The organism is Subtercola sp. RTI3 (assembly GCF_035018625.1).
Taxonomy (GTDB): Bacteria; Actinomycetota; Actinomycetes; order Actinomycetales; family Microbacteriaceae; genus Subtercola; species Subtercola vilae.
Genome location: NZ_JASJXO010000014.1, coordinates 1 through 21,610, shown reverse-complemented (window position 1 = coordinate 21,610; position 21,610 = coordinate 1). Strand labels below are relative to the sequence as shown.

Annotated in this window: 19 protein-coding genes; all 19 read left to right on the top strand. The window is 67.0% G+C overall.

Annotation, left to right across the window (positions count from 1 at the left end; genetic code table 11):
• The first annotated feature begins 5 nt into the window (after positions 1 to 5).
• The 19 genes from aroC (at position 6) to QN358_RS07425 (ending at position 21,588) form a co-directional block, all read left to right on the top strand.
• The gene (aroC, locus tag QN358_RS07515) at positions 6 to 1,238 is read left to right on the top strand and encodes a chorismate synthase (protein WP_136641734.1); all 1,233 of its coding nucleotides are present in this window, start codon (positions 6 to 8) and stop codon (positions 1,236 to 1,238) included.
• Positions 1,235 to 1,738: a shikimate kinase gene (locus QN358_RS07510; protein WP_136641735.1), complete on the top strand. Its 504-nt coding sequence runs from the start codon at positions 1,235 to 1,237 to the stop codon at positions 1,736 to 1,738. Before aroC ends, QN358_RS07510 begins: the two co-directional genes overlap by 4 nt.
• A complete protein-coding gene (aroB, locus tag QN358_RS07505; RefSeq protein WP_323512014.1) occupies positions 1,735 to 2,877 on the top strand; it encodes a 3-dehydroquinate synthase in 1,143 nt (380 codons plus the stop codon). The genes QN358_RS07510 and aroB overlap by 4 nt, the downstream gene beginning before the upstream one ends.
• 77 nt (positions 2,878 to 2,954) lie before the next feature.
• Positions 2,955 to 3,518, top strand: coding sequence for an elongation factor P (efp, locus tag QN358_RS07500; RefSeq protein ID WP_136641737.1), 564 nt, complete (start codon positions 2,955 to 2,957; stop codon positions 3,516 to 3,518).
• Positions 3,519 to 3,534: 16 nt separating this feature from the next.
• Entirely contained in the window at positions 3,535 to 3,957 is a 423-nt protein-coding gene (gene nusB, locus QN358_RS07495) for a transcription antitermination factor NusB (RefSeq protein ID WP_136641738.1), read from the top strand.
• An 88-nt stretch (positions 3,958 to 4,045) separates the two neighbouring features.
• Positions 4,046 to 4,669 (top strand): bifunctional pyr operon transcriptional regulator/uracil phosphoribosyltransferase PyrR, encoded by a 624-nt coding sequence (gene pyrR / locus QN358_RS07490; RefSeq protein ID WP_323512013.1) that lies wholly within the window; start codon positions 4,046 to 4,048, stop codon positions 4,667 to 4,669.
• Entirely contained in the window at positions 4,666 to 5,625 is a 960-nt protein-coding gene (locus QN358_RS07485; RefSeq protein ID WP_136641740.1) for an aspartate carbamoyltransferase catalytic subunit, read from the top strand. Before pyrR ends, QN358_RS07485 begins: the two co-directional genes overlap by 4 nt.
• Complete coding sequence (locus QN358_RS07480) at positions 5,622 to 6,980, top strand: dihydroorotase (RefSeq protein WP_323512011.1); 1,359 nt, start codon at positions 5,622 to 5,624, stop codon at positions 6,978 to 6,980. Before QN358_RS07485 ends, QN358_RS07480 begins: the two co-directional genes overlap by 4 nt.
• Positions 6,973 to 7,518 carry a hypothetical protein gene (locus QN358_RS07475; RefSeq protein WP_136641742.1) on the top strand — a complete coding sequence of 182 codons (546 nt, stop codon included), beginning with the start codon at positions 6,973 to 6,975 and terminating at the stop codon, positions 7,516 to 7,518. Before QN358_RS07480 ends, QN358_RS07475 begins: the two co-directional genes overlap by 8 nt.
• Complete coding sequence (gene carA / locus QN358_RS07470; RefSeq protein WP_323512034.1) at positions 7,518 to 8,684, top strand: glutamine-hydrolyzing carbamoyl-phosphate synthase small subunit; 1,167 nt, start codon at positions 7,518 to 7,520, stop codon at positions 8,682 to 8,684. The genes QN358_RS07475 and carA overlap by 1 nt, the downstream gene beginning before the upstream one ends.
• Positions 8,684 to 12,022, top strand: coding sequence for a carbamoyl-phosphate synthase large subunit (gene carB, locus QN358_RS07465; RefSeq protein ID WP_323512010.1), 3,339 nt, complete (start codon positions 8,684 to 8,686; stop codon positions 12,020 to 12,022). Before carA ends, carB begins: the two co-directional genes overlap by 1 nt.
• Positions 12,019 to 12,999: an orotidine-5'-phosphate decarboxylase gene (gene pyrF / locus QN358_RS07460; RefSeq protein ID WP_136641744.1), complete on the top strand. Its 981-nt coding sequence runs from the start codon at positions 12,019 to 12,021 to the stop codon at positions 12,997 to 12,999. Before carB ends, pyrF begins: the two co-directional genes overlap by 4 nt.
• The gene (gene gmk, locus QN358_RS07455) at positions 12,996 to 13,898 is read left to right on the top strand and encodes a guanylate kinase (RefSeq protein ID WP_136641745.1); all 903 of its coding nucleotides are present in this window, start codon (positions 12,996 to 12,998) and stop codon (positions 13,896 to 13,898) included. Before pyrF ends, gmk begins: the two co-directional genes overlap by 4 nt.
• A 60-nt stretch (positions 13,899 to 13,958) precedes the next feature.
• Positions 13,959 to 14,225, top strand: a complete 267-nt coding sequence (gene rpoZ / locus QN358_RS07450; RefSeq protein ID WP_104243599.1) for a DNA-directed RNA polymerase subunit omega — start codon at positions 13,959 to 13,961, stop codon at positions 14,223 to 14,225.
• A 120-nt stretch (positions 14,226 to 14,345) separates the two neighbouring features.
• Positions 14,346 to 15,635, top strand: coding sequence for a bifunctional phosphopantothenoylcysteine decarboxylase/phosphopantothenate--cysteine ligase CoaBC (gene coaBC / locus QN358_RS07445; protein WP_136641746.1), 1,290 nt, complete (start codon positions 14,346 to 14,348; stop codon positions 15,633 to 15,635).
• Positions 15,628 to 16,830 carry a methionine adenosyltransferase gene (metK, locus tag QN358_RS07440; RefSeq protein WP_136641747.1) on the top strand — a complete coding sequence of 401 codons (1,203 nt, stop codon included), beginning with the start codon at positions 15,628 to 15,630 and terminating at the stop codon, positions 16,828 to 16,830. Before coaBC ends, metK begins: the two co-directional genes overlap by 8 nt.
• Positions 16,827 to 18,893: a primosomal protein N' gene (locus QN358_RS07435; RefSeq protein ID WP_323512009.1), complete on the top strand. Its 2,067-nt coding sequence runs from the start codon at positions 16,827 to 16,829 to the stop codon at positions 18,891 to 18,893. Before metK ends, QN358_RS07435 begins: the two co-directional genes overlap by 4 nt.
• Positions 18,890 to 19,843, top strand: a complete 954-nt coding sequence (gene fmt, locus QN358_RS07430) for a methionyl-tRNA formyltransferase (protein WP_323512008.1) — start codon at positions 18,890 to 18,892, stop codon at positions 19,841 to 19,843. Before QN358_RS07435 ends, fmt begins: the two co-directional genes overlap by 4 nt.
• Positions 19,840 to 21,588, top strand: coding sequence for an RsmB/NOP family class I SAM-dependent RNA methyltransferase (locus QN358_RS07425; RefSeq protein WP_323512007.1), 1,749 nt, complete (start codon positions 19,840 to 19,842; stop codon positions 21,586 to 21,588). The genes fmt and QN358_RS07425 overlap by 4 nt, the downstream gene beginning before the upstream one ends.
• Positions 21,589 to 21,610 lie beyond the last annotated feature (22 nt).

Genomic DNA, 21,610 nt, shown 5'->3' with positions numbered 1-21,610 from the left:
TAGTCATGCTTCGTTGGCTCACAGCCGGAGAATCGCACGGCCCAGAACTCATTGCCATCATTGAAGGTCTGCCGTCGGGTGTCCCGGTCACTCTCGCTCATATCCGCACCGACCTCGCTCGACGAAAGCTGGGCTACGGGCGCGGCGCCCGCATGAAGTTCGAGCAAGACGAGGTGACGGTGTCGGGCGGCGTGGTGCACGGTTTCACGCTCGGCAGCCCGGTGGCCATCCGCATCGGCAACACCGAGTGGCCGAAGTGGGTCGACGTGATGGGCTCTGAGCCGGTCACCGGCCCCGAGCAGACCCCCGAAGAGCACTTCGAGTCGGGCGGCCCGGCCACGCCCACCTCCGGCCGCGGTGCACCCCTCACCCGGCCTCGCCCGGGCCACGCCGATCTGGTGGGAATGCAGAAGTACGGCTTCGACGAGGCCCGCCCGATTCTCGAGCGCGCCAGTGCCCGTGAGACGGCAGCGCGCGTCGCACTCGGCGCCGTGGCCCGAAACTTTCTGGGCGAACTCGGAATCACCCTCGTGAGCCACACTCTTTCCATCGGCCCGGTGCGTGTTCCCGAAAACTCACCCCTGCCCCTGTCCACCGATGTCGACCGCCTCGATGCAGACCCGCTGCGCTGCTTCGACCCGGCGACCTCGGCGCTCATGGTGGCCGAAGTCGACCAGGCCCACAAAGACGGCGACACGCTCGGCGGCGTCGTCGAGGTGCTCGCGTACGGCCTGCCGCCGGGCCTCGGTTCGCACGTGCACTGGGACAGGCGGCTTGACTCGCAGCTCGCGGCTGCGCTGATGGGCATCCAGGCCATCAAGGGTGTCGAGGTGGGCGACGGTTTTCTGACCACCACTCGCCGCGGCTCCGATGCACACGACGAACTCTTTCAGGTCGACGGCGAGATCGAGCGCTCGAGCGACAAGGCCGGCGGCACCGAGGGCGGCATGAGTACGGGCACCGTGCTGCGCGTTCGCGCGGGCATGAAGCCCATCGCCACGATTCCGCACGCCCTCCGCACGGTCGACATCGCCACGGGAGAGGCTGCCTCGGCTCATCACCAGCGCTCTGACGTCTGCGCCGTTCCCGCCGCGGGAGTGGTGGCCGAGGCGATGGTCGCTCTCGTGCTGGCCAACGCTGTTCAGGAGAAGTTCGGCGGCGACGCCATCGCCGAGACGCGCCGCAACCTCGAGTCGTACCTCGCGAACATCCCACCAGCGCTTCGTTCGAGGTCATGACCGTCGTCATCATCGGGCCGCCCGCCGCCGGCAAGACCCGCATCGGCCGTCGCGTGGCCAAGCTGCTCGGGCAGAGCTTCACCGATACCGACAAGCAGATCGTCGCGCTGCACGGCGCCATTCCCGAGATCTTCGAGACACACGGTGAACCGTATTTTCGTCAGCTCGAACGGGCCGAAGTCGTGCACGCTCTCTCGGCTGGGGGAGTGGTGTCGTTCGGCGGCGGCGCCGTACTGAACGTGGCGACCCAGTTCGACCTCGAGACCTGCCTTGTTGTGCTCTTCACTGTCACGAGCGACGCGGTCAAGGCCAGGCTCGGCAATTCGAAACGACCGCTCGTACCCGACGTCGAGGCCTGGCAGCGGGTGGTGGATGCCCGGCGCGACCTCTACGCCGACCTGGCCGACTTCACCATCGACACTTCACACCGCAAAGCCGACGACATCGCCGAAGAGGTCGCCGCCTGGGTGCGAGCGCAGCTCACGAAGGAGAACGTATGACCACCGAGGGCACCACCGACTCAGCAGCCAGCACTGCCAGCACTGCCAGCACTGCCAGCACCCCCAGCACCCCCACGGTCATCCGCGTCTCGGGTGTCGACCCATACGACGTGGTGGTCGGCCGCGGTGTGCTCGACACCCTGGCGTCCTCGTTCGCTCCGGGCGTTCGCAAGGTACTGCTCGTACACGCCCCGCAGCTCGCCGACTGGGCCAGTTCGATCAGAACTGAGCTCAAGGCCGACTACGAGGTGCTGCTCGCCGAGATTCCCGACGGCGAGGGTGCCAAACGCATCGAAGTGGCGTCATTCCTCTGGCAAATTCTCGGTCAGGCCGACTTCACCCGTTCCGATGCCATCGTGGGCTTCGGCGGGGGAGCGACCACCGACGTCGCCGGTTTCGTCGCGGCCACGTGGCTTCGCGGGGTGCAGCTCATCCAGATGCCCACCACGCTGCTCGGCATGGTCGACGCCGCCATCGGCGGCAAGACCGGCATCAACACCGCCGAGGGCAAGAACCTGGTGGGCGCCTTCTACGCGCCCACCAAGGTCATCGCCGACCTCGACACCCTGGTGAGCCTGCCGCGTAATGACCTGCTGGCCGGCTTCGCCGAAGTGGTGAAGGCGGGCTTCATCGCCGAACCCGAGATCCTCGACATCATCGAGGCTGACGTGACGAAGGCAACCGACCCCACCAGCCCCGAGTTTCGGCGCCTGGTCGAACTCTCGATCGGCCTTAAGGCCCGCGTCGTGGGCGAAGACTTCAAAGAAGCCGGCCTGCGGGAGATTCTCAACTACGGCCACACCCTCGGCCACGCCATCGAGCACACCGAGCGCTACCAGTGGCGGCACGGTGCGGCCGTGGCGGTGGGCATGGTGTTCGCCGCAGAGCTCGGCCGATTGACGGGCAGCCTGTCAGACGCCGCGGTCGACCGGCACCGCAGCGTGCTCGAATCGCTCACCCTGCCCACGAGCTACCCCGTGGGCCGCTGGAACACCCTGCTCGCAGCGATGCAACGTGACAAGAAGGCGCGCGGCAGCATGCTGCGTTTCATCGTGCTCGACGACATCGCCAAGCCCACCGTTCTGCAGGGGCCGGAGACCGCCCTGCTGTTCGCCGCGTACCAGGAGATCGGTTCGTAGCCGAAAGCGACTACACTCTACTGTCGGGTGAAAACCCGCACGACCGAACTTTCTCAACCGAATGGAACCACCTTTTTATGGCTTCGACAAGCGACATCCGTAACGGCGTAGTGATGAAGATCGACGGCCAGCTGTGGGCTGTCATCGAGTTTCAGCACGTCAAGCCCGGCAAGGGTGGTGCGTTCGTTCGTACCAAGATCAAGAACGTGCTCTCGGGCAAGGTCGTCGACCGCACGTTCAACGCGGGCGCGAAGATCGAGACGGCCAACGTCGACCGCCGCGACTACACCTACTCGTACAACGACGGTCAAGACTTCGTCTTCATGGACACCGAGACCTACGAGCAGCTCAGCGTGACCGACGCCGTCGTCGGCGACGCCAAGAACTACATGCTCGAGAACCAGCCCGTCACCATCGCTCTGCACGAAGACGCGCCGCTCTACGTCGAGCTGCCGGCCTCGGTCATCCTCGAGATCACCTACACCGAGCCGGGCCTGCAGGGCGACCGCTCCACCGGCGGCACCAAGCCCGCCACGGTCGAGACCGGCCACGAGATCCAGGTTCCGCTGTTTCTCGAGCAGGGCACGAAGGTCAAGGTCGACACGCGTACCGGCGACTACCTCGGCCGCGTCAGCGACTAGGGACTGACGAACACCGATGAGTTCCCGAACCAAGGCCCGTAAGCGGGCCCTCGACGTTCTGTACGCCGCCGACGTGCGCCAGATCTCGATCAACGAGTCACTGGCCGCCGAAGCTGCCCGCGCCCTCACCGAGCCTGCCCGCGAGGCGTCGTGGGAGTACGCGCGCGAGATCGTCGGTGGCGTGGTCGAGCACGGCTACGAGATCGATGAGCTCATCGAGACGTACGCCGTGGGGTGGACCCTCGGCCGCATGCCGCACATCGACCGTGCACTTCTTCGCATCGGTATCTGGGAGATTCTCTACAACGACGGGGTTCCGGATGTTGTGGCCATCTCCGAGGCCGTCGAAGCTGCCCAGCTCATGTCGACAGACGACTCGTCGGGTTTCATCAATGGAATCCTGGCCAAGATCTCGCAGACCAAGGGCGTCACGCAGTAGAACTTCGTTGCACCGATTCGGTGCGATAGTGTGGAAGACGTAGACAACCTTTAAGAGTCGGCCTGTGAGTCGGAGAAGGGAGTCGGTCATGGCACGAGTAGTGCTGTCTCAGGCTGACATCAACCGGGCGTTGACGCGTATCTCGCACGAGATCCTCGAGTGGAACCGGGGGGCCGGCGATCTTGTCATCCTCGGTGTACCGACCCGCGGGGTGTTTCTGGCCCAGCGCATCGCTGCGATCATCCAGCGCATCGAACCGGGCGCACCGGCGTCTCTCGTGGGGGCCCTCGACGCCACGATGTACCGCGACGACCTGGGCCGCAACGTCACGCGTACCCCGCAGCCGACGCAGATTCCGGCCGGGGGAGTCGACGGCAAGACCGTCGTGCTGGTCGACGATGTGCTCTACTCGGGCCGCACCATTCGTGCCGCGCTCGATGCGCTGAGCGACATCGGGCGCCCCCGCGTTGTACGACTGGCTGTGCTGGTCGACCGCGGGCATCGCGAGCTGCCGATTCGCGCCGACTTCGTGGGCAAGAACCTGCCCACCTCGACCGACGAACGTATCAACGTGCGCCTCAGCGAGGTCGACGAGGTCGAAGAGGTGAGCATCGAGAGCCGCACGATGCCCGAGCAGCCCACCGAACAACCCACCGAGCAGCCCACCGAACCAGGCAACGGCAGCGACGAGCCCGACGGGGGAACCCGATGAGGCACCTGCTCTCGACCAAGACCCTCAGCCAGGGCGAAGCGCTGCAGATTCTCGATGTTGCCGAAGACATGGCCGCCGTCTCGACGCGCGAGGTCAAGAAGCTGCCCGCGCTCCGCGGGAAGACTGTGGTCAACCTCTTCTTCGAAGACTCCACCCGCACCCGCATCTCGTTCGAGGCGGCCGCTAAACGGCTGAGCGCCGACGTGATCAACTTCAGTGCCAAAGGCTCGAGCGTCTCGAAGGGAGAGAGCCTCAAAGACACCGCCCAGACCCTGGCAGCAATGGGGGCCGACGGCGTGGTCATTCGGCACCATGCGAGCGGCGCTCCGCACGTTCTGGCCGAGAGCAACTGGATCGACGCACCCATCGTGAACGCGGGTGACGGCACCCACGAGCATCCGACCCAGGCCCTGCTCGACGCCTTCACCATTCGCCGCCGGCTCTTCGGCGACAGAAGTCGTGGCCGCGACCTCGACGGCGTCAGCGTGGTGATCGTGGGCGACGTGATGCACTCGCGGGTCGCCCGCTCGAACCTCTGGCTGCTGCAGACGCTCGGCGCCCACGTCACGTTCGTCGCTCCTGCCACACTGGTACCGTTCGGCGCCGAAACCGACTGGCCCGTGGGCATCAGCTACGACTTCGACCAGACCATTCGAGACACCCGCCCCGATGTCGTGATGATGCTGCGCATTCAGAGCGAACGCATGAACGCGGCCTTCTTTCCCAACGCCCGCGAGTATTCGCGCGAGTGGGGCCTCGACGACGCACGCCTCGCGTCGCTTCGCCCCGATACGATTGTCATGCATCCCGGCCCGATGAACCGCGGCCTCGAGATCTCGGCGGGTGCCGCCGACTCAGCCCAGTCGACGGTACTCGAGCAGGTCACGAACGGGGTGTCAATACGCATGGCAGTTCTCTACCTGCTCATGTCTGGCGATCGAGAGGTACAACCGTGAGCAACCCGAGTTATCTCATAGTCGGGGCCACGCTTGTCTCCGGCGAGCGTACTGATCTTCTGGTTCAGGATGCCCGGCTCACCCCCGTCGCCCCGAACACGTCGAACAGCAGCACGGCGGGCGCCATCCGCATCGACGCTGAGGGCCTCGTGGCGCTGCCCGGCCTCGTCGACCTGCACACCCACCTTCGCGAACCCGGATTCGAGCAGAGCGAGACCGTGCTGACCGGGTCGCGCGCCGCCGCAGCCGGTGGTTTCACGAGCGTCTTCGCCATGGCGAACACCATGCCGGTCTCCGACACCGCGGGCGTCGTCGAGCAGGTCATGGCCCTGGGCGACGACGCGGGGTTCGCCACCGTTCGGCCCATCGGGGCTGTCACCGTGGGCCTCGCCGGCGAACGACTGAGCGAGATCGGCGCGATGGCACACTCGCGCGCCCAGGTTCGGGTCTTCTCCGACGATGGCAAGTGCATCCACGACTCGTTGCTGATGCGCCGCGCCCTCGAATACGTGAAGACGTTCGACGGTGTGGTCGCGCAGCACGCCCAAGACCCGCGCCTCACCGAGAACGCGCAGATGAACGAGGGTGCGCTCTCGAGCGAGCTCGGGCTGAAGGGCTGGCCCGCCGTGGCCGAGGAGTCGATCATCGCCCGCGACGTGCTGCTCGCCGAACACGTGGGCGCACGCCTGCACGTGTGTCATGTCTCGACGGCCGGCTCGGTCGAGGTCATCCGGTGGGCCAAGAGCCGCGGCATCGTCGTGACGGCCGAGGCCACTCCGCACCACCTGCTGCTCACCGAAGATCTCGTGCGAAGCTACGACGCGCGCTACAAGGTGAACCCGCCGCTGCGACGCGACGAAGACGTCGAGGCGCTGCGGGCGGGCCTCGCCGACGGCACGATCGACATCATCGCCACCGACCACGCCCCGCACCCGACCGAGTCGAAGGAGTCGGAGTGGGATGCCGCGTCGTTCGGCATGGTGGGTCTCGAGTCGGCTCTCTCGGTGGCTCAGACTGCCCTGGTCGACACGGGCCTGCTGCAGTGGGCCGACATCGCCCGCGTGCTCTCGCAGAAACCGGCCGAGATCGGCCGCCTGGCAGACCACTCGCATGCATTCGAACCCGGTGCCCCGGCGAACTTCACCCTCTACGACCCGTCGAGCTCGAGCACATTCGACCTCGACCGGCTCGCTGGTAAGAGCACGAATTCGCCCTACCTCGGGCTGACGCTCCCCGGCCGGGTTCAGTACACCTTCCACCACGGCTACCCTACGGTTCTCGGCGGCACCGTTGTTGACAGCACGACCGTCGCGGCCAGCGCCGCGGCCTGGAAAGCAGGCAGAACCCATGGATAGACTCGGCCCCGCCCTCATCGTTCTCGCCATTCTGCTTCTGTTGTACGCGGGCATGGCGCTCGGCTGGCGTGCCCGCAAGCGCCGCCAGGCCGGGTACAGCGCCGCGCCCGAGACGCCTCAGGATGCTGGGCAGCTGCTGCTCGAAGCCCCCATGCTCTACGTGGCGACGACCCCCGCGAACCAGCCGCTCGAACGCCTCACCATCCCGGGCCTCGCCTTTCGCGCCCGCGGAACGTTCATCGTCTGGGAGAAGGGCATCACCCTCTCGCTCGACGGCGAACGCGACGTGTTCGTACCTCTCGCGCGCATCCGTTCGATCGGCACCTCGACGTACACGATCGACCGCGTGGTCGAGTCCGGCGGCCTTGTGCGCCTCGACTGGATTTCAGAGATCACAACGACAGGCGACGCCACCACCGCCGATGTCGAATCGTACGCCCGCATTCTCGACTCAGGCGACAGCATCCGCGTGCTCAGCACCGTGCAGTCGCTTCTTCAGAAACCTCAACTCCCGATGCAGGAAGGCTCGATCGCGTGATCGTAACTGAACCCGCCGTATTCGTTCTCGAAGACGGCCACCGCTACGTCGGCAAGGCGTATGGCGCCCGTGGCCGCACGTTCGGCGAGGCCGTCTTCGCCACTGGAATGACCGGCTACCAAGAGACCCTCACCGACCCGTCGTACGCCGGCCAGATCGTCATGATGACGGCCCCGCACATCGGCAATACCGGTACGAACGACGAAGACCTCGAGTCGGCCAAGATCTGGGTGGCGGGCTTCGTCGTTCGCGACCCCTCGCGCGTCGTCTCGAACCACCGTGCCATCCGTTCGCTCGACGACGACCTGGTTGAGGGCGAGGTCGTGGGCATCAGCGGCATCGACACGCGGGCCGTGACCCGTCACATCCGCTCGGCCGGGGCCATGCGCGCCGGCATCTTCTCCGGTGCTGACTTCGCTCTGTCACCGGATGCCCAGCTCGACCTCGTGCGCCAGGGAGCCGAGATGACCGGCCTGAACCTCTCGAGCACCGTCTCGACGGCCGTGCGGTACACCGTTCCCGCCGTGGGCGAGCGCATCGGATCTGTGGCCGTGCTCGACCTCGGCGTGAAGAAGTCGACCCTCAACTATCTCGCCGACCGCGGATTCGACGTCGAGGTGCTGCCCGAGTCGTCGACCACCGCCGAGGTGCTCGCCCTCGAGCCGAGCGCGCTGTTCTACTCGAACGGGCCCGGCGACCCCGAGGCATCCGAAGGCCATGTTCAGGTTCTGCAAGACGTTCTGCGCGCCGGGGTGCCGTACTTCGGCATCTGCTTCGGCAACCAGCTGCTCGGCCGCGCGCTCGGCTTCGGCACCTACAAGCTGCCGTTCGGCCACCGCGGCATCAACCAGCCCGTGCTCGACCGCACGACCGGCCGCGTGGAGATCACCAGCCAGAACCACGGTTTCGCCGTCGACGCGCCGCGCGAGGGCGTCATCGAGTCGCCCGCCGGTTTCGGCCGGGTCGAGGTGAGCCATGTGAGTCTGAACGATGACGTGGTGGAGGGCATCCGGTGCCTCGACATCAATGCGTTCTCGGTTCAGTACCACCCCGAGGCGGCCGCGGGGCCGCACGACTCGATGTACCTGTTCGACCGTTTTCGCGAAATGGTGCTGACGGGCAGACTCGATATTTCAACCGCAACTCTCGAAACGGAAAGCAAGTAATGCCCAAGAGAGAAGACATCAAGAGCGTTCTGGTCATCGGCTCCGGCCCCATTGTGATCGGCCAGGCGTGCGAGTTCGACTACTCGGGCACGCAGGCCTGCCGCGTGCTTCGCGAAGAGGGCGTACGCGTCATTCTGGTGAACTCGAACCCGGCCACGATCATGACCGACCCCGACTTCGCCGATGCGACGTACATCGAGCCCATCACCTGGCGGGTCATCGAGAGCATCATCGCCAAAGAGATGCCGGATGCCATTCTGCCGACCCTGGGTGGCCAGACCGCGCTGAACGCGGCCATCGACCTGCACAAGCACGGCATTCTCGAGAAGTACAACGTCGAGCTGATCGGCGCGAACTTCGAGGCCATCAACAAGGGTGAAGACCGCCAGATCTTCAAGGAACTCGTGCTGCAGTGCGGTGCCGACGTGGCCCGCTCGCACATCGCGCACACCGTGGAGGAGGCCGTCGGGTTCGCCGAAGACCTCGGCTACCCGCTCGTTGTGCGCCCGTCGTTCACCATGGGCGGGCTCGGTTCGGGGTTCGCGTACACCGAGGCCGAGCTCCGCCGCATCGTCGGCGACGGCCTGCACCAGAGCCCCACCACCGAGGTGCTTCTCGAAGAGAGCATCCTCGGCTGGAAGGAGTACGAGCTCGAGCTCATGCGCGACACGGCCGACAACACGGTCGTGGTGTGTTCGATCGAGAACGTCGACCCGGTGGGTGTGCACACGGGCGACTCGATCACGGTTGCGCCCGCGCTGACCCTGACCGACCGCGAGTACCAGAACCTCCGAAACATCGGCATCGACATCATCCGCGCGGTGGGCGTCGACACCGGCGGCTGCAATATCCAGTTCGCCATCGACCCCTCGAACGGCCGGGTGATCGTCATCGAGATGAACCCGCGCGTCTCCCGGTCATCCGCCCTGGCCTCGAAGGCCACCGGCTTTCCCATCGCCAAGATCGCGGCGAAGCTGGCCATCGGCTACCGCCTCGACGAGATTCCCAACGACATCACGAAGGTGACTCCGGCGTCGTTCGAGCCCACGCTTGACTACGTGGTCGTGAAGGTTCCGCGTTTCGCGTTCGAGAAGTTCCCGGCAGCGGATGCGACGCTCACGACCACCATGAAGTCGGTCGGCGAGGCGATGGCCATCGGCCGCAACTACACCACCGCCCTGCAGAAGGCGCTGCGTTCGCTCGAGAAGCGCGGATCGTCGTTCCACTGGGACGGGCCGGCCTCTGAACTGTCGAAAGACGAGCTGCTCGCCGTTGCCGCCGTGCCGACCGACGGCCGCATCGTGACGGTTCAGCAGGCCCTGCGTGCCGGTGCGAGCATCGACGAGGTCTTCGAAGCCACCAAGATCGACCCCTGGTTCATCGACCAGATCGTGCTGATCAACGAGGTGGCCGACGCGGTCGCCGCCTCACCCCTGACCGACGAAGACACGCTGCGGCTCGCGAAAGACCACGGCTTCAGCGACGTGCAGATCGCGGCGCTCCGCGGCACGACCGAAAACGAGATCCGCGCGATTCGCTACGGCCTCGGCGTTCGCCCGGTCTACAAGACGGTCGACACCTGCGCGGGGGAGTTCCCCGCGCTCACGCCGTACCACTACTCGTCGTACGACTCAGAGACCGAGGTGATGCCGAGCGAACGCCGCAAGGTGGTCATCCTGGGCTCGGGCCCGAACCGCATCGGCCAGGGCGTCGAATTCGACTACTCGTGTGTGCACGCCTCGTTCGCCCTATCTGATGCCGGGTACGAGACGATCATGATCAACTGCAACCCCGAAACGGTCTCGACCGACTACGACACCAGCGACCGGCTGTACTTCGAGCCGCTGACGCTCGAAGACGTGCTCGAAGTCATCCACGCCGAGAGCCAGAGCGGCGAGCTGGTCGGCGTTGTGGTTCAGCTCGGCGGCCAGACGGCGCTCGGGCTTGCAAAGGGTCTCAAAGCGGCCGGCGTGCCCATCCTCGGCACCACGCCTGAGGCGATCGACCTTGCAGAAGAGCGCGGGTTGTTCGCGGGCATCCTCGATGCCGCGGGCCTGCTCGCACCGAAGAACGGCGTCGCCCACGACTACGACTCGGCCGTCGTCGTGGCCGAGGAGATCGGCTACCCCGTGCTCGTGCGCCCGTCGTACGTGCTCGGCGGTCGCGGCATGGAGATCGTCTACGACAGCCCCTCGCTCGAAGACTATTTTGTGCGCGTGGCCGGCCAGGGCATCGTCGGGCCGACGCATCCGCTGCTCGTCGACCGTTTTCTCGACGACGCCATCGAGATCGACGTCGACGCGCTCTACGACGGCACCGAGCTCTACATCGGCGGCATCATGGAGCACATCGAAGAGGCCGGTATTCACTCGGGTGACTCGAGCTGCACGCTTCCGCCCGTGACGCTGGGTCAGGATGTCATCGCCCGAGTCAAGAAGGCCACGCTCGGCATCGCAGAGGGCGTGGGTGTGCGCGGGCTGCTGAACGTGCAGTTCGCGGTGGGTGCGGGAGTTCTCTATGTGCTCGAGGCGAACCCCCGGGCATCCAGAACCGTGCCGTTCGTGTCGAAGGCACTCGGTATTCCGCTGGCCAAGGCGGCCTCGCGCATCATGGTGGGCGACTCGATCGCCGCGTTGAAGGCCGAAGGCATGCTGCCGAAGCTCGACGGCTCGATTGTGCCGTTCGACGCGCCGGTCTCGGTCAAAGAAGCGGTTCTGCCGTTCAAACGCTTTCGCACGAAAGAGGGTCTGGTCGTCGACTCGGTGCTCGGGCCGGAGATGCGCTCGACCGGTGAGGTCATGGGCATCGACCGCGACTTCCCGCGGGCGTTCGCGAAGAGCCAGGAGGCCGCGTACGGCGGGCTGCCGCTGAGCGGAGCCGTGTTCGTCTCGGTCAGCGACCGCGACAAGCGCGCGATCGTGCTGCCGGTGCTGCGGCTGCAGCAGCTCGGCTTCGAGATTCTGGCCACCATCGGCACCGCAGAGGTGCTGAATCGCAACGGTATTCGCACACGAATCGTTCGCAAGTACAGTGAGGGCGTCGACCTGGCGAACGATGAGCCGACCATTGTCGATCTCATCAATCGCAACGAGGTCGACATCGTCATCAACACGCCCTCCGGTCGCTCGGCGCGGGCCGACGGCTACGAGATTCGAGCAGCGGCGGTGGCGGCCGACAAGCCGCTGTTCACCACCATTGCGCAACTCGGCGCGGCCGTGGCGTCGTTCGACGGCATGAAAGACGGCTTCACCGTGACCAGCCTGCAGGAGTACGCGTGGGAACGCGCCGAATCGCTCGAGCGGGCCGAAGAGCTCGTGCGGGCGGGCGCCGGGCAGTGACCACTCCCGTTCCGTTCGGTGAGCGGCTTGCGATCACGTTCGCGACGCTCGGGCAGCTCTGTGTGGGCATCGATCCGCACGACTACCTGCTCGACGCGTGGGAGCTGCCCCGAACGGCCGCGGGGGTTCGTGAGTTCGGGCTCCGCGTGGTGGATGCCGCCGCGGGCCGCGTGGGCATCGTCAAGCCGCAGGTGGCCTTCTTCGAACTGTTCGGCTCGGCCGGGGTGGCGGCGCTCGAAGAGGTCATGGCCGCGGCCCGCGCGGCCGGCCTGCTGGTGATCGCCGACGCCAAACGCGGAGATATCGGCACCAGCGCCGAAGCCTACGGGCGCGCGTGGCTCCAACCGGGGTCACCGCTCGAGGCCGACGCCGTGACGCTGACGGCGTACGCCGGTGTCGGCTCGCTGCAGGCCGTGTTCGACCTGGCCGAGAGTACGGGCAAGGGTGCGTTCGTGCTGAGCGCCACGTCGAACCCCGAGTCGTTCACGCTGCAGTCAGCGCGTACGGTCGGGGCGCCGACGATATCAGGAGCGACGTCGACACCGGCCGCGACGGCTGCGACGTCGACACCGGCTGCGAAGGCAGCAGCGGCAGCAGCTGACTACTCCGTTGCCGGGCTGGTTGCGCACGACGTGAGCACACACAACCGCGCGCGGTCGGGCGGCGGCTCGCACCTCGGTAACATCGGTCTGGTGCTAGGTGCGACAAAAAATCTTCTCGACTACTCGATCGACCGCGACGCCCTCGCGGCCAACCCGATGACCCCGGTGCTTGCACCCGGGTTCGGTTTTCAGGGTGCGCGCTTCAGTGACGTGCACTCGGTGTTCGGGCCGCTGACGCCCGGCACGGTGGTGGCCGTCTCGCGTTCGGTGCTCGCCGCAGGTTCAGCCAGTGGCTCGGGTACCGCCGGCATGGCCGACGCGATCACCCGGCAGAGCGGCGAACTCGCCGACGCGCTGGCCGGAGCCCGTTCGTGAAGCCCCCCGAGGTCGACCGCGTCGCGGCGTCACGGGCAGCCGTTGCCGCCCGCCGAGCGCGGGCAAGCGTGAAGAACGCCGTTGTCTCCGGTGAACGGAGCGCGAGCAGCGTCGTGACCGTGGGGCTCGCCGACAAAGACACGCCCGAAGCGGGGTTGCGGGTACGAGAGCTGCTGTTGTGCATCCCGGGCCTCGGGCCCGTTCGGGGCGACAAGGCACTCGAGAAACTCGCCATCTCGCCCTCGAAACGCATCGGCGGGCTCGGCCGGCACCAGCAGGTGAAGCTGCTCGACTACCTCGCTGTGCGCGCCCCGGGCACGGGGTATGCTCTGCCGCCGACGGAGGTGTCGACGAAGCTGGTCGTTCTGGCCGGCCCCACCGCGGTGGGCAAGGGCACGGTGTCGACCTACATTCGCGAGAACTACCCCGACGTACAGCTGTCGGTGTCGGCCACCACTCGCGCGCCGCGGCCCGGCGAGGTCGACGGGGTGAGCTACTACTTCGTCACCGACGACGAGTTCGACCGCATGGTCGAGTCAGGCGAGTTTCTGGAGTGGGCTGTGGTGCACAACCAGTCCCGGTACGGTACGCCGCGAAGCCCCGTGCGGAGGGCGCTGCGCGAAGGCAAGAGCGTACTGCTGGAGATCGACATCCAGGGTGCACGGCAGGTACGGGCATCCATGCCTGAAGCGGTTCTGGTGTTTCTGCTGCCGCCCACGTGGGATGAGCTGGTGCGCCGGCTCATCGGGCGCGGCACAGAATCGCCCGAAGAACAGGCCCGCCGACTGGCCACCGCGAAGGTCGAACTCGCAGCCCAGGATGAGTTCGATTTTCGGGTCGTGAACAACAAAGTCGACGAGGCGGCCCGCGAGGTCGTAGACTTGATGAATATTTCGTAGGCTGACGTTCGCCTCCCGTCTTTGCAATTCTCCCCCTATCCCGAACCAAGGAGCATCACCATGCCAGCCAAGCCACTCGGCATCATCGACCCGCCCATCGACGAACTGCTGTCGAAAGTCGATTCGAAGTACGCCCTGGTCATCTTTGCCTCGAAGCGCGCGCGCCAGATCAACGACTACTACGCCGACCTGCACGAAGGCAGCCTGTTCGACAATGTCGGCCCGCTGGTCGACTCCGGCATCGACGACAAGCCCCTGTCGATCGCCCTGCACGAGATCAACGAAGACAAGCTCACGGTCAAGGCCAACGCGCCCATCCCTGAGTAGCGTTTATATTTTCTTTCGTGGAGCCCGTCGCTTGGTTGTGGCGGGCTTCATCTTTTTCACCGCGGGGGCAACCCCATCCCGGCCGGGCCGTCGCCCCCGCCGATCTGCCAGAGTAGGTACATGAATATCGTCGTCGGCATCACCGGGGGCATCGCTGCGTACAAGGCGGTGAGCGTGATTCGCGGTTTTGTGCTGGCCGGTCACTCGGTTCAGGTCATCGCCACCGAGCACGCGCTGCGTTTCGTGGGCAAGCCGACGCTCGAAGCCATCTCGCGCAATACGGTTCACACCGACCTCTACGAGGGTGTCGCCGAGGTGCGGCACGTGGCGATCGGCCAGGCCGCCGACCTCATCGTGATCGCACCGACCACGGCGAACAGCCTGGCCAAACTCGCGGCCGGCATTGCGGATGATCTGCTCGGCAACACCATACTGGCCAGTCGCGCGCCCATTCTTCTGGCCCCTGCCATGCACACCGAGATGTGGCAGAACCCGGCGACGGTCGCGAATGTCGCCACCCTCCGCTCGCGCGGGTTTCACTTCATCGGGCCTGACAGCGGGCAGCTGACCGGCGCCGACTCGGGGCCGGGGCGGCTCTCGGAGCCCGACGCGATCGTGGCGGCGGGGCTCGCATTGGTGGCGACTGTCGTCGACGGGCGCGAGCCGGCAGACGCCAGTTCTGCGGGTTCGGGTGTTGCCGCTGCGGGTTCCAGCCTCGCAGGCCTCCGCATCCTCATCTCGGCCGGCGGAACCCGCGAGCCCCTCGACCCCGTGCGCTTCATCGGCAACCGGTCAAGCGGCAAGCAGGGTGTCGCCCTCGCCGATGCTGCCATTGCAGAGGGGGCGCGGGTCACGTTCGTCGGCGCCCACCTCGAAGTGCCACCACCGCGCGGAGCCGAACTGCACTCCGTCGAGACGGCCGAAGAACTGCGTGTCGAAATGCTGGCGCTCCAGGGCGGAGCCGACATCATCATCATGGCTGCCGCCGTGGCCGACTACCGCCCAAGCGAGGTGGCCGAAGGCAAAATCAAAAAAGACGTCGCGGGAGACGTGCTGACGCTCGAGCTGGTGAAGAACGCCGACATTCTTGCCGAGTTGTCGTCGCAGCGTGCTGACGACCAGGTGATCGTGGGCTTCGCCGCCGAGACCGCCGCCACGCGCGACGAACTGCTCGAACTCGGTCAGGCCAAGATCGCGCGCAAGGGCTGCGACTATCTTGTCCTCAACAGGGTGGGCTGGAGCGAAGGTTTCACCACAGACCACAACACGGTCGTTCTGCTCGATCGCACCGGGCATATAGTGATCGAGGCCGCGGGCAGCAAGCTGTCAGTGGCCCACAGCATACTCAGTGCGTTGGCTGTTCCCAGCCGCACGCACGCGCACCCGAACCACCAGGAGAAGAATGTCTAAACTTCGTCTTTTCACCTCAGAATCGGTCACCGAAGGCCACCCAGACAAGATCTGCGACCAGATCTCCGACAGCATCCTCGACGCGTTGCTCGAGGTCGACCCGGCGAGCCGGGTCGCCGTCGAGACCATGGTCACCACCGGGCTCGTGCACGTCGCCGGTGAGGTAACGACGAAGGGGTACGTCGACATCCCCACCATCGTTCGCGACCGCGTGAACGCCATCGGCTACACGTCCTCCGACATCGGGTTCGACGGCAGCAGCTGTGGTGTTTCCGTCTCCATCGGGGCCCAGTCACCCGACATCGCGCAGGGCGTGAACAACGCGTGGGAGACCCGGCAGACGGCCGACGGCGGCGACGGCGACCCGCTCGACCGCCAGGGCGCGGGCGACCAGGGCATCATGTTCGGCTTCGCCACCACCGAGACCCCCCAGCTCATGCCGATTCCCATCTGGCTCGCGCATCGGCTCAGCGAGAAGCTCGCCGAGGTGCGAAAGACCGGCCAGCTCGAGTACCTCCGCCCCGACGGCAAGACGCAGGTCACCATCGGCTACGAGGGCCACATCCCGCGCACGGTCGAAACTGTCGTGCTGTCGACCCAGCACACGCCGCGGGTGTCGACCGAACAGTTGCAGCGCGATGTCGCCGAGCTGATCATCCGGCCCGTGCTCGCCGACGCCCCGCTTGACGTGTCGGGCGCTCAGCTGCTCATCAACCCCACCGGTCGGTTCGAGATCGGCGGCCCCCAGGGCGACGCCGGGGTCACCGGCCGCAAGATCATCGTCGACACCTACGGCGGCGCGAGCCGTCATGGCGGCGGCGCCTTCAGCGGCAAAGACCCGTCGAAGGTCGACCGTTCTGCCGCATACGCCATGCGCTGGGTGGCAAAGAACGCCGTCGCGGCCGGTTTCGCCGACAAGCTCGAGATTCAGGTGGCGTACGCCATCGGCAAGTCGGCTCCGGTCGGTCTCTACGTCGAGACATTCGGCACGGGCCACCTGCCCGACGACGACATCATCGCGGCCATCGGCGAGGTGTTCGACCTGCGGCCGGCCGCCATCATCCGCGACCTCGACCTGCTGCGGCCCATCTACGCGCAGACCTCGACGTACGGTCACTTCGGGCGCGAGCTGCCCGACTTCACGTGGGAGCGTCTCGACCGCGTCGAAGCCCTGCAGGTCGCCGCGAAGTTGTGAGTGACGGCGGCATCACCCTCATCGCCCGGGTGATGCTCGAATCGCTGCTGCCCCAGCTCGACCGGTTGTTCGACTACCGGATCCCCGAGCGTCTGGCACCGGATGCCCGGCCGGGCGTTCGGGTCAAAGTACCCCTCCGTTCCGCCGGCCGCATGACCTCGGGCTACATCGTCGAGGTCACGGCGCACGCCGACTTCAGCGGAACCCTCAGCGAGCTCGAAGAGGTCGTCTCCGCGGTGCCCGTGCTCACCCCCGAGGTGTGGGCGCTCGCCCGCAGTGTGGCCGACCGTGCCGCCGGCAACGCGAGCGACGTGGTGCGGCTCGCGGTTCCGCCGCGACAGGTTCGGGTCGAGAAGGCGTTCGTGGCGCGTCGGGCGAAGGCCGCGGAGGCGGCTGCTACTGCGGCGGTTGTTGCTGCTGCTGGAAACACAGAGTCGCCCGAAAGCGCAGATCCCTCTGGAGACACTCCCAACCGCACCCCCATCGCGGGCTACGGCGACAACGTGATCGAGACCGCGCTGTACCGCCGGGCGCGTCTGTCGATCACCGCGATACCGACCGTGCGGCAGACCTCGGCCGGCGAATGGGTGGGCGCCTGGGCCGAGACCATGGCAGCCATGGCTGCGTTCACCCTCGGGCTCGGCCGGTCATCCATTCTCGTCGTTCCCGACTACCGCGACCAAGACCAGCTCGAGACGGCCCTCCGCGCCCACGTCGACGACGCCGACATCGCCCGGCTCGATGCCCGCCAGACCAACCCCGAACGCTACGCCCACTTTCTGTCGTGCCTCGAAGAGCGGCCACGCATCATCATCGGCAACCGCTCTGTTGTGTACGCGCCGGCGTTCGAGCTCGGGCTCATCGCACTGTGGGACGACGGCGACCCCCTGCACGACGAACCCCTCAGTCCGTACGTCTCGTCGCGCGATGTCGCTCTCATCCGCCAGGCGCAGTCGGGCTCGGCGCTCGCATTCGTGTCGCACTCGCGCAGCAGCGAGGTGCAGCGACTCGTCGAACTCGGCTTCGTCGACGACGTGCCACAGAACCCGAAGTTCCTGCCGAACGTCATCCCCACCTCGGCGCAGGTGTCTGGCGACGCGTTCGCCCAGTCGGCGCGCATCCCATCGTCTGCGTGGATGGCCGCCCGCAAAGCGCTCGAGACGGGCCCCGTGCTGATTCAGGTCGCCCGCCCCGGGTACGCCCCGGTTCTGGCCTGCGCGAGCTGTACCAACCCGGCGCACTGCCTGGTCTGCGACGGGCCGCTGCGCACACAGTCGAAGAACTCGCCTCCCTCCTGCGTCTTGTGCGGCGCCATCGCCGCCCAGTGGCAGTGTCGGCACTGTGAGGGCACCACGTTTCGGCTCATCGGCCAGGGCAGCGCACGAACCGCCGAAGAACTGGGCCGTGCGTTTCCGGCCACCCGCATCATCGTCTCCGACGGTACCCGCTCGCTCACCGATGTCTCAGAAGCCCCCGCACTCGTCATCGCCACCCGCGGGGCCGAGCCCGTCGCAGCCGGCGGCTACCATGCAGTTCTGCTTCTCGACGGCGAACGGATGCTCGCCCGCGAGTCGCTCACCGTCGCCGAAGACTGCCTGCGGTGGTGGTCGAACGCCATCGCCCTTGCCGCTCCGCGAGCTCCCGCCATCATCGTGGGCGTGGGCGGAGAACTCGCCCGCACCCTCGTCACCTGGCAGCAGAACCGCTTCGCCAGCGACGAGCTCGCCGACCGCCGCCGGCTGAGGTTTCCACCGGCCGTGCGCGTCGCCACAGTGAAGGGAACACCCGAGGCCGTGGCCGGCGCTGTGAAAGAACTCCACGATTCGGTTCACGGTGAAGATAGCGCGAAGATAGACGTGTTGGGCCCCGTACCCGACGAAGACGATTTCGTGCGATCCATCGTGCGGTTCGACTACTCGGTCGGCCAGGTCGTGGCCGCCACCCTGCGGGCTGCTGTCATCAGAAACGCCACCAGCAGGCGCAAAATACCCGGCCGCCCCGCCAACTTCCGCCCGCCACCCAGCCTGCGGGTTCGTTTCGACGACACGGAGATCCTCGATTGAAAATTGTCTTCGCCGGTACCCCGAGCGTGGCAGAACCCACGCTTCGCCGACTCGCCGCCGAGCACGAGATCGTCGCCGTCATCACCCGGCTCGACGCGCCGCAGGGCCGCCGCCGCATTCTCACCCCGTCACCCATCGCTGATGTCGCCGTTTCGCTCGGCCTGCCCGTGATCAAAGCGAATCGCCTCGACGATGACGTCACCGCACAGATCGCCGCGCTCAAAGCGGAGCTCGGGGTCATCGTGGCCTACGGCGGGTTCGTGCGCGAGCCGCTGCTGAGCATCCCGCGCCTCGGCTGGGTAAACCTGCACTTCTCCCTGCTGCCACGCTGGCGCGGTGCGGCGCCCGTGCAGCACGCCGTGATCGCGGGCGACGCGGTCACGGGTGCCGCCGTCTTCCAGCTGGTGCCGGCGATGGATGCTGGGGCCGTGTTCGGCACCATCACCCAGACCATCGGGGCGCACCAGACCGCGGGCAACCTCCTCACCTCCCTCGCTGATGATGGCGCCGCGCTCACGGCTCGCGTGGTCGACGAACTCGCCAGCGGAGTTGCCGTGGCGCGCGAGCAGACGGGCGAGGCCACCCTGGCACCGAAGCTCTCGCTCGACGACGCCCGGCTGCACTGGAACGAGCCTTCGGCCCTCCTCTACCAACGTCTCCGCGGCGTCACGCCAGAACCCGGCGCGTTCACCTTCCTCAGCGGCCAGCGGTTCAAGATTCTCGAAGCCGAGCCCGCGCGTGATGCGGTGCAACTGCCGCCGGGGGAGTTCAGGCTGCAGGGCGGGGTCGTCGTTGTGGGTACCGGCGATCATCCACTGCGGCTGCTGAGCGTACAGCCCGCCGGCAAGAAACCCATGCGGGCCGAGGACTGGTGGCGCGGGATCAGCAGTAGCGGCAACGGCAACGGCGACACGGAGAACGGCGAGACAGAGAAAGTGGTGGCAGAGTGAGCGAGTCGAACGAGCAGAACGGCGCCGAAGGGCGCGCGGCGGGTTCGGGCGGCTCGGGTGGTTCTGGTGGCTCGGGTAGTTCTGGCAGCTCGGGCGGTTCGGGTGGTTCGGGCAGCTCTGGCGGCTCGAGCAGCCACGGCGATCGCCCCAAGCACGGCCGAGCAGGCTCGAACCAGGGCCGCAACGGGTCGAGCCCGCGACGCGACGGCACGAATGCGAGTTTGGGCTCGCGGTCTGGTTCCGGCTCCGGCAGTAGCAACGCGACCCGCGACCGCGGCCGTCAGGGCGGCGGCGCCCCTCGCGACCGCTCGGGCACCGCTCCCGGCCCCCGCGAGCGCACACAGAGCGCCACCGCCGTACAGCCCGCCCGCCGCATCGCGTTCGAGGTCATCCGTGCCGTGCGCGAAGACGACGCCTACGCCAACCTGTTGCTTCCCACGAAGCTCAGCCGCGCGAAGCTGAACACCGCCGACGCGGGTCTCGCCACCGAGCTCACCTACGGCACCCTGCGCATGCGCGGGTACTACGACCGCGTCATCGAACTCGCGGCGCGGCGCCCCATCACCGAGATCGATGGAGTGATCGTCGACGTGCTCGAACTTGCGGCACACCAGCTGCTGTCGCTGCGCGTAGCCAGTCACGCGGCCGTGAACGAGGCCGTCGAGCTGGCGCGAACCGTCGGCACCCGATCATCCACCGGCTTCGTCAACGGCGTTCTGCGCACCCTCACCCGGTCGACGCCCGAGCAGTGGCAAGACCTGGTGCTGGAGTCGGCCCGGAACGACGACGAGCGCCTCGAGGTGCTGTACTCGCATCCGGCCTGGATCATCCGCGCGTTCCGCCGCGCACTGCTGAGCGACGGCGCCACAGCCGACGAGGCGGAGGTCGACCTGGTCGAACTACTCGAAGCCGACAACGAAGCCGCGCGGCTCGGGCTCATCGCCCTGCCCGGGCTGGCCGATCGGGGCGAGATCAGGGCAGACGGGCATCCGGCACCGTATTCGCCGTACGGATTCATCACCGATTCAGGTGACCCCCGTGACATTCCACAGGTGGGTGAGGGCACTGTTCGTGTGCAAGACGAGGGGTCGCAGCTCGCTGCGCTGGCTCTCGTGAACGCTGCCCCCGTGACCGCGGGCGAGCTGTGGCTCGACATGTGCGCCGGGCCCGGAGGCAAGACGGCCGTGCTCGCGGCGTCGGCCGGGCTTGCCGGGGCTACGGTCATCGCGAACGAGCCGATCGCGGCGCGGGCCGAGCTCGTGCGCAATGCGGTCGCCGCGCTACCCGAACCACCCGAGGTGTGGGAGCTCGACGGAACCTCCCTGGGCGACGCCTTTCCTGCCCACTTCGACCGCATTCTCGTCGACGCGCCGTGCACCGGTCTCGGGGCACTGCGCCGCCGGCCAGAGGCGCGCTGGCGCAAGTCACCACGCGATGTCGCCGAGCTCGTGCTGCTGCAGGCGAAACTCATCGATGCAGCAGTCGCGGCGCTGAAGCCCGGAGGCATTCTGGCGTACGTGACCTGCTCGCCGCATGTCGCCGAGACGCGCGGTCAGGTTGCGGATGCTCTGCGGCGCCACACCGGCACACTCGTCGCCCTGCCGCAGTCGACCCAGTCGGTGCTGCAGTCGTTCGCGGGGCAGCCGCTGGTGCTCGGCAGCGACCCCACCCAGGTGCAGCTCTGGCCGCATCGGCACCGTACCGATGCCATGTTCATCGCGCTGCTGCAGAAGGTCGCGGAGTAGGGACTGTCTCTTATACACATCT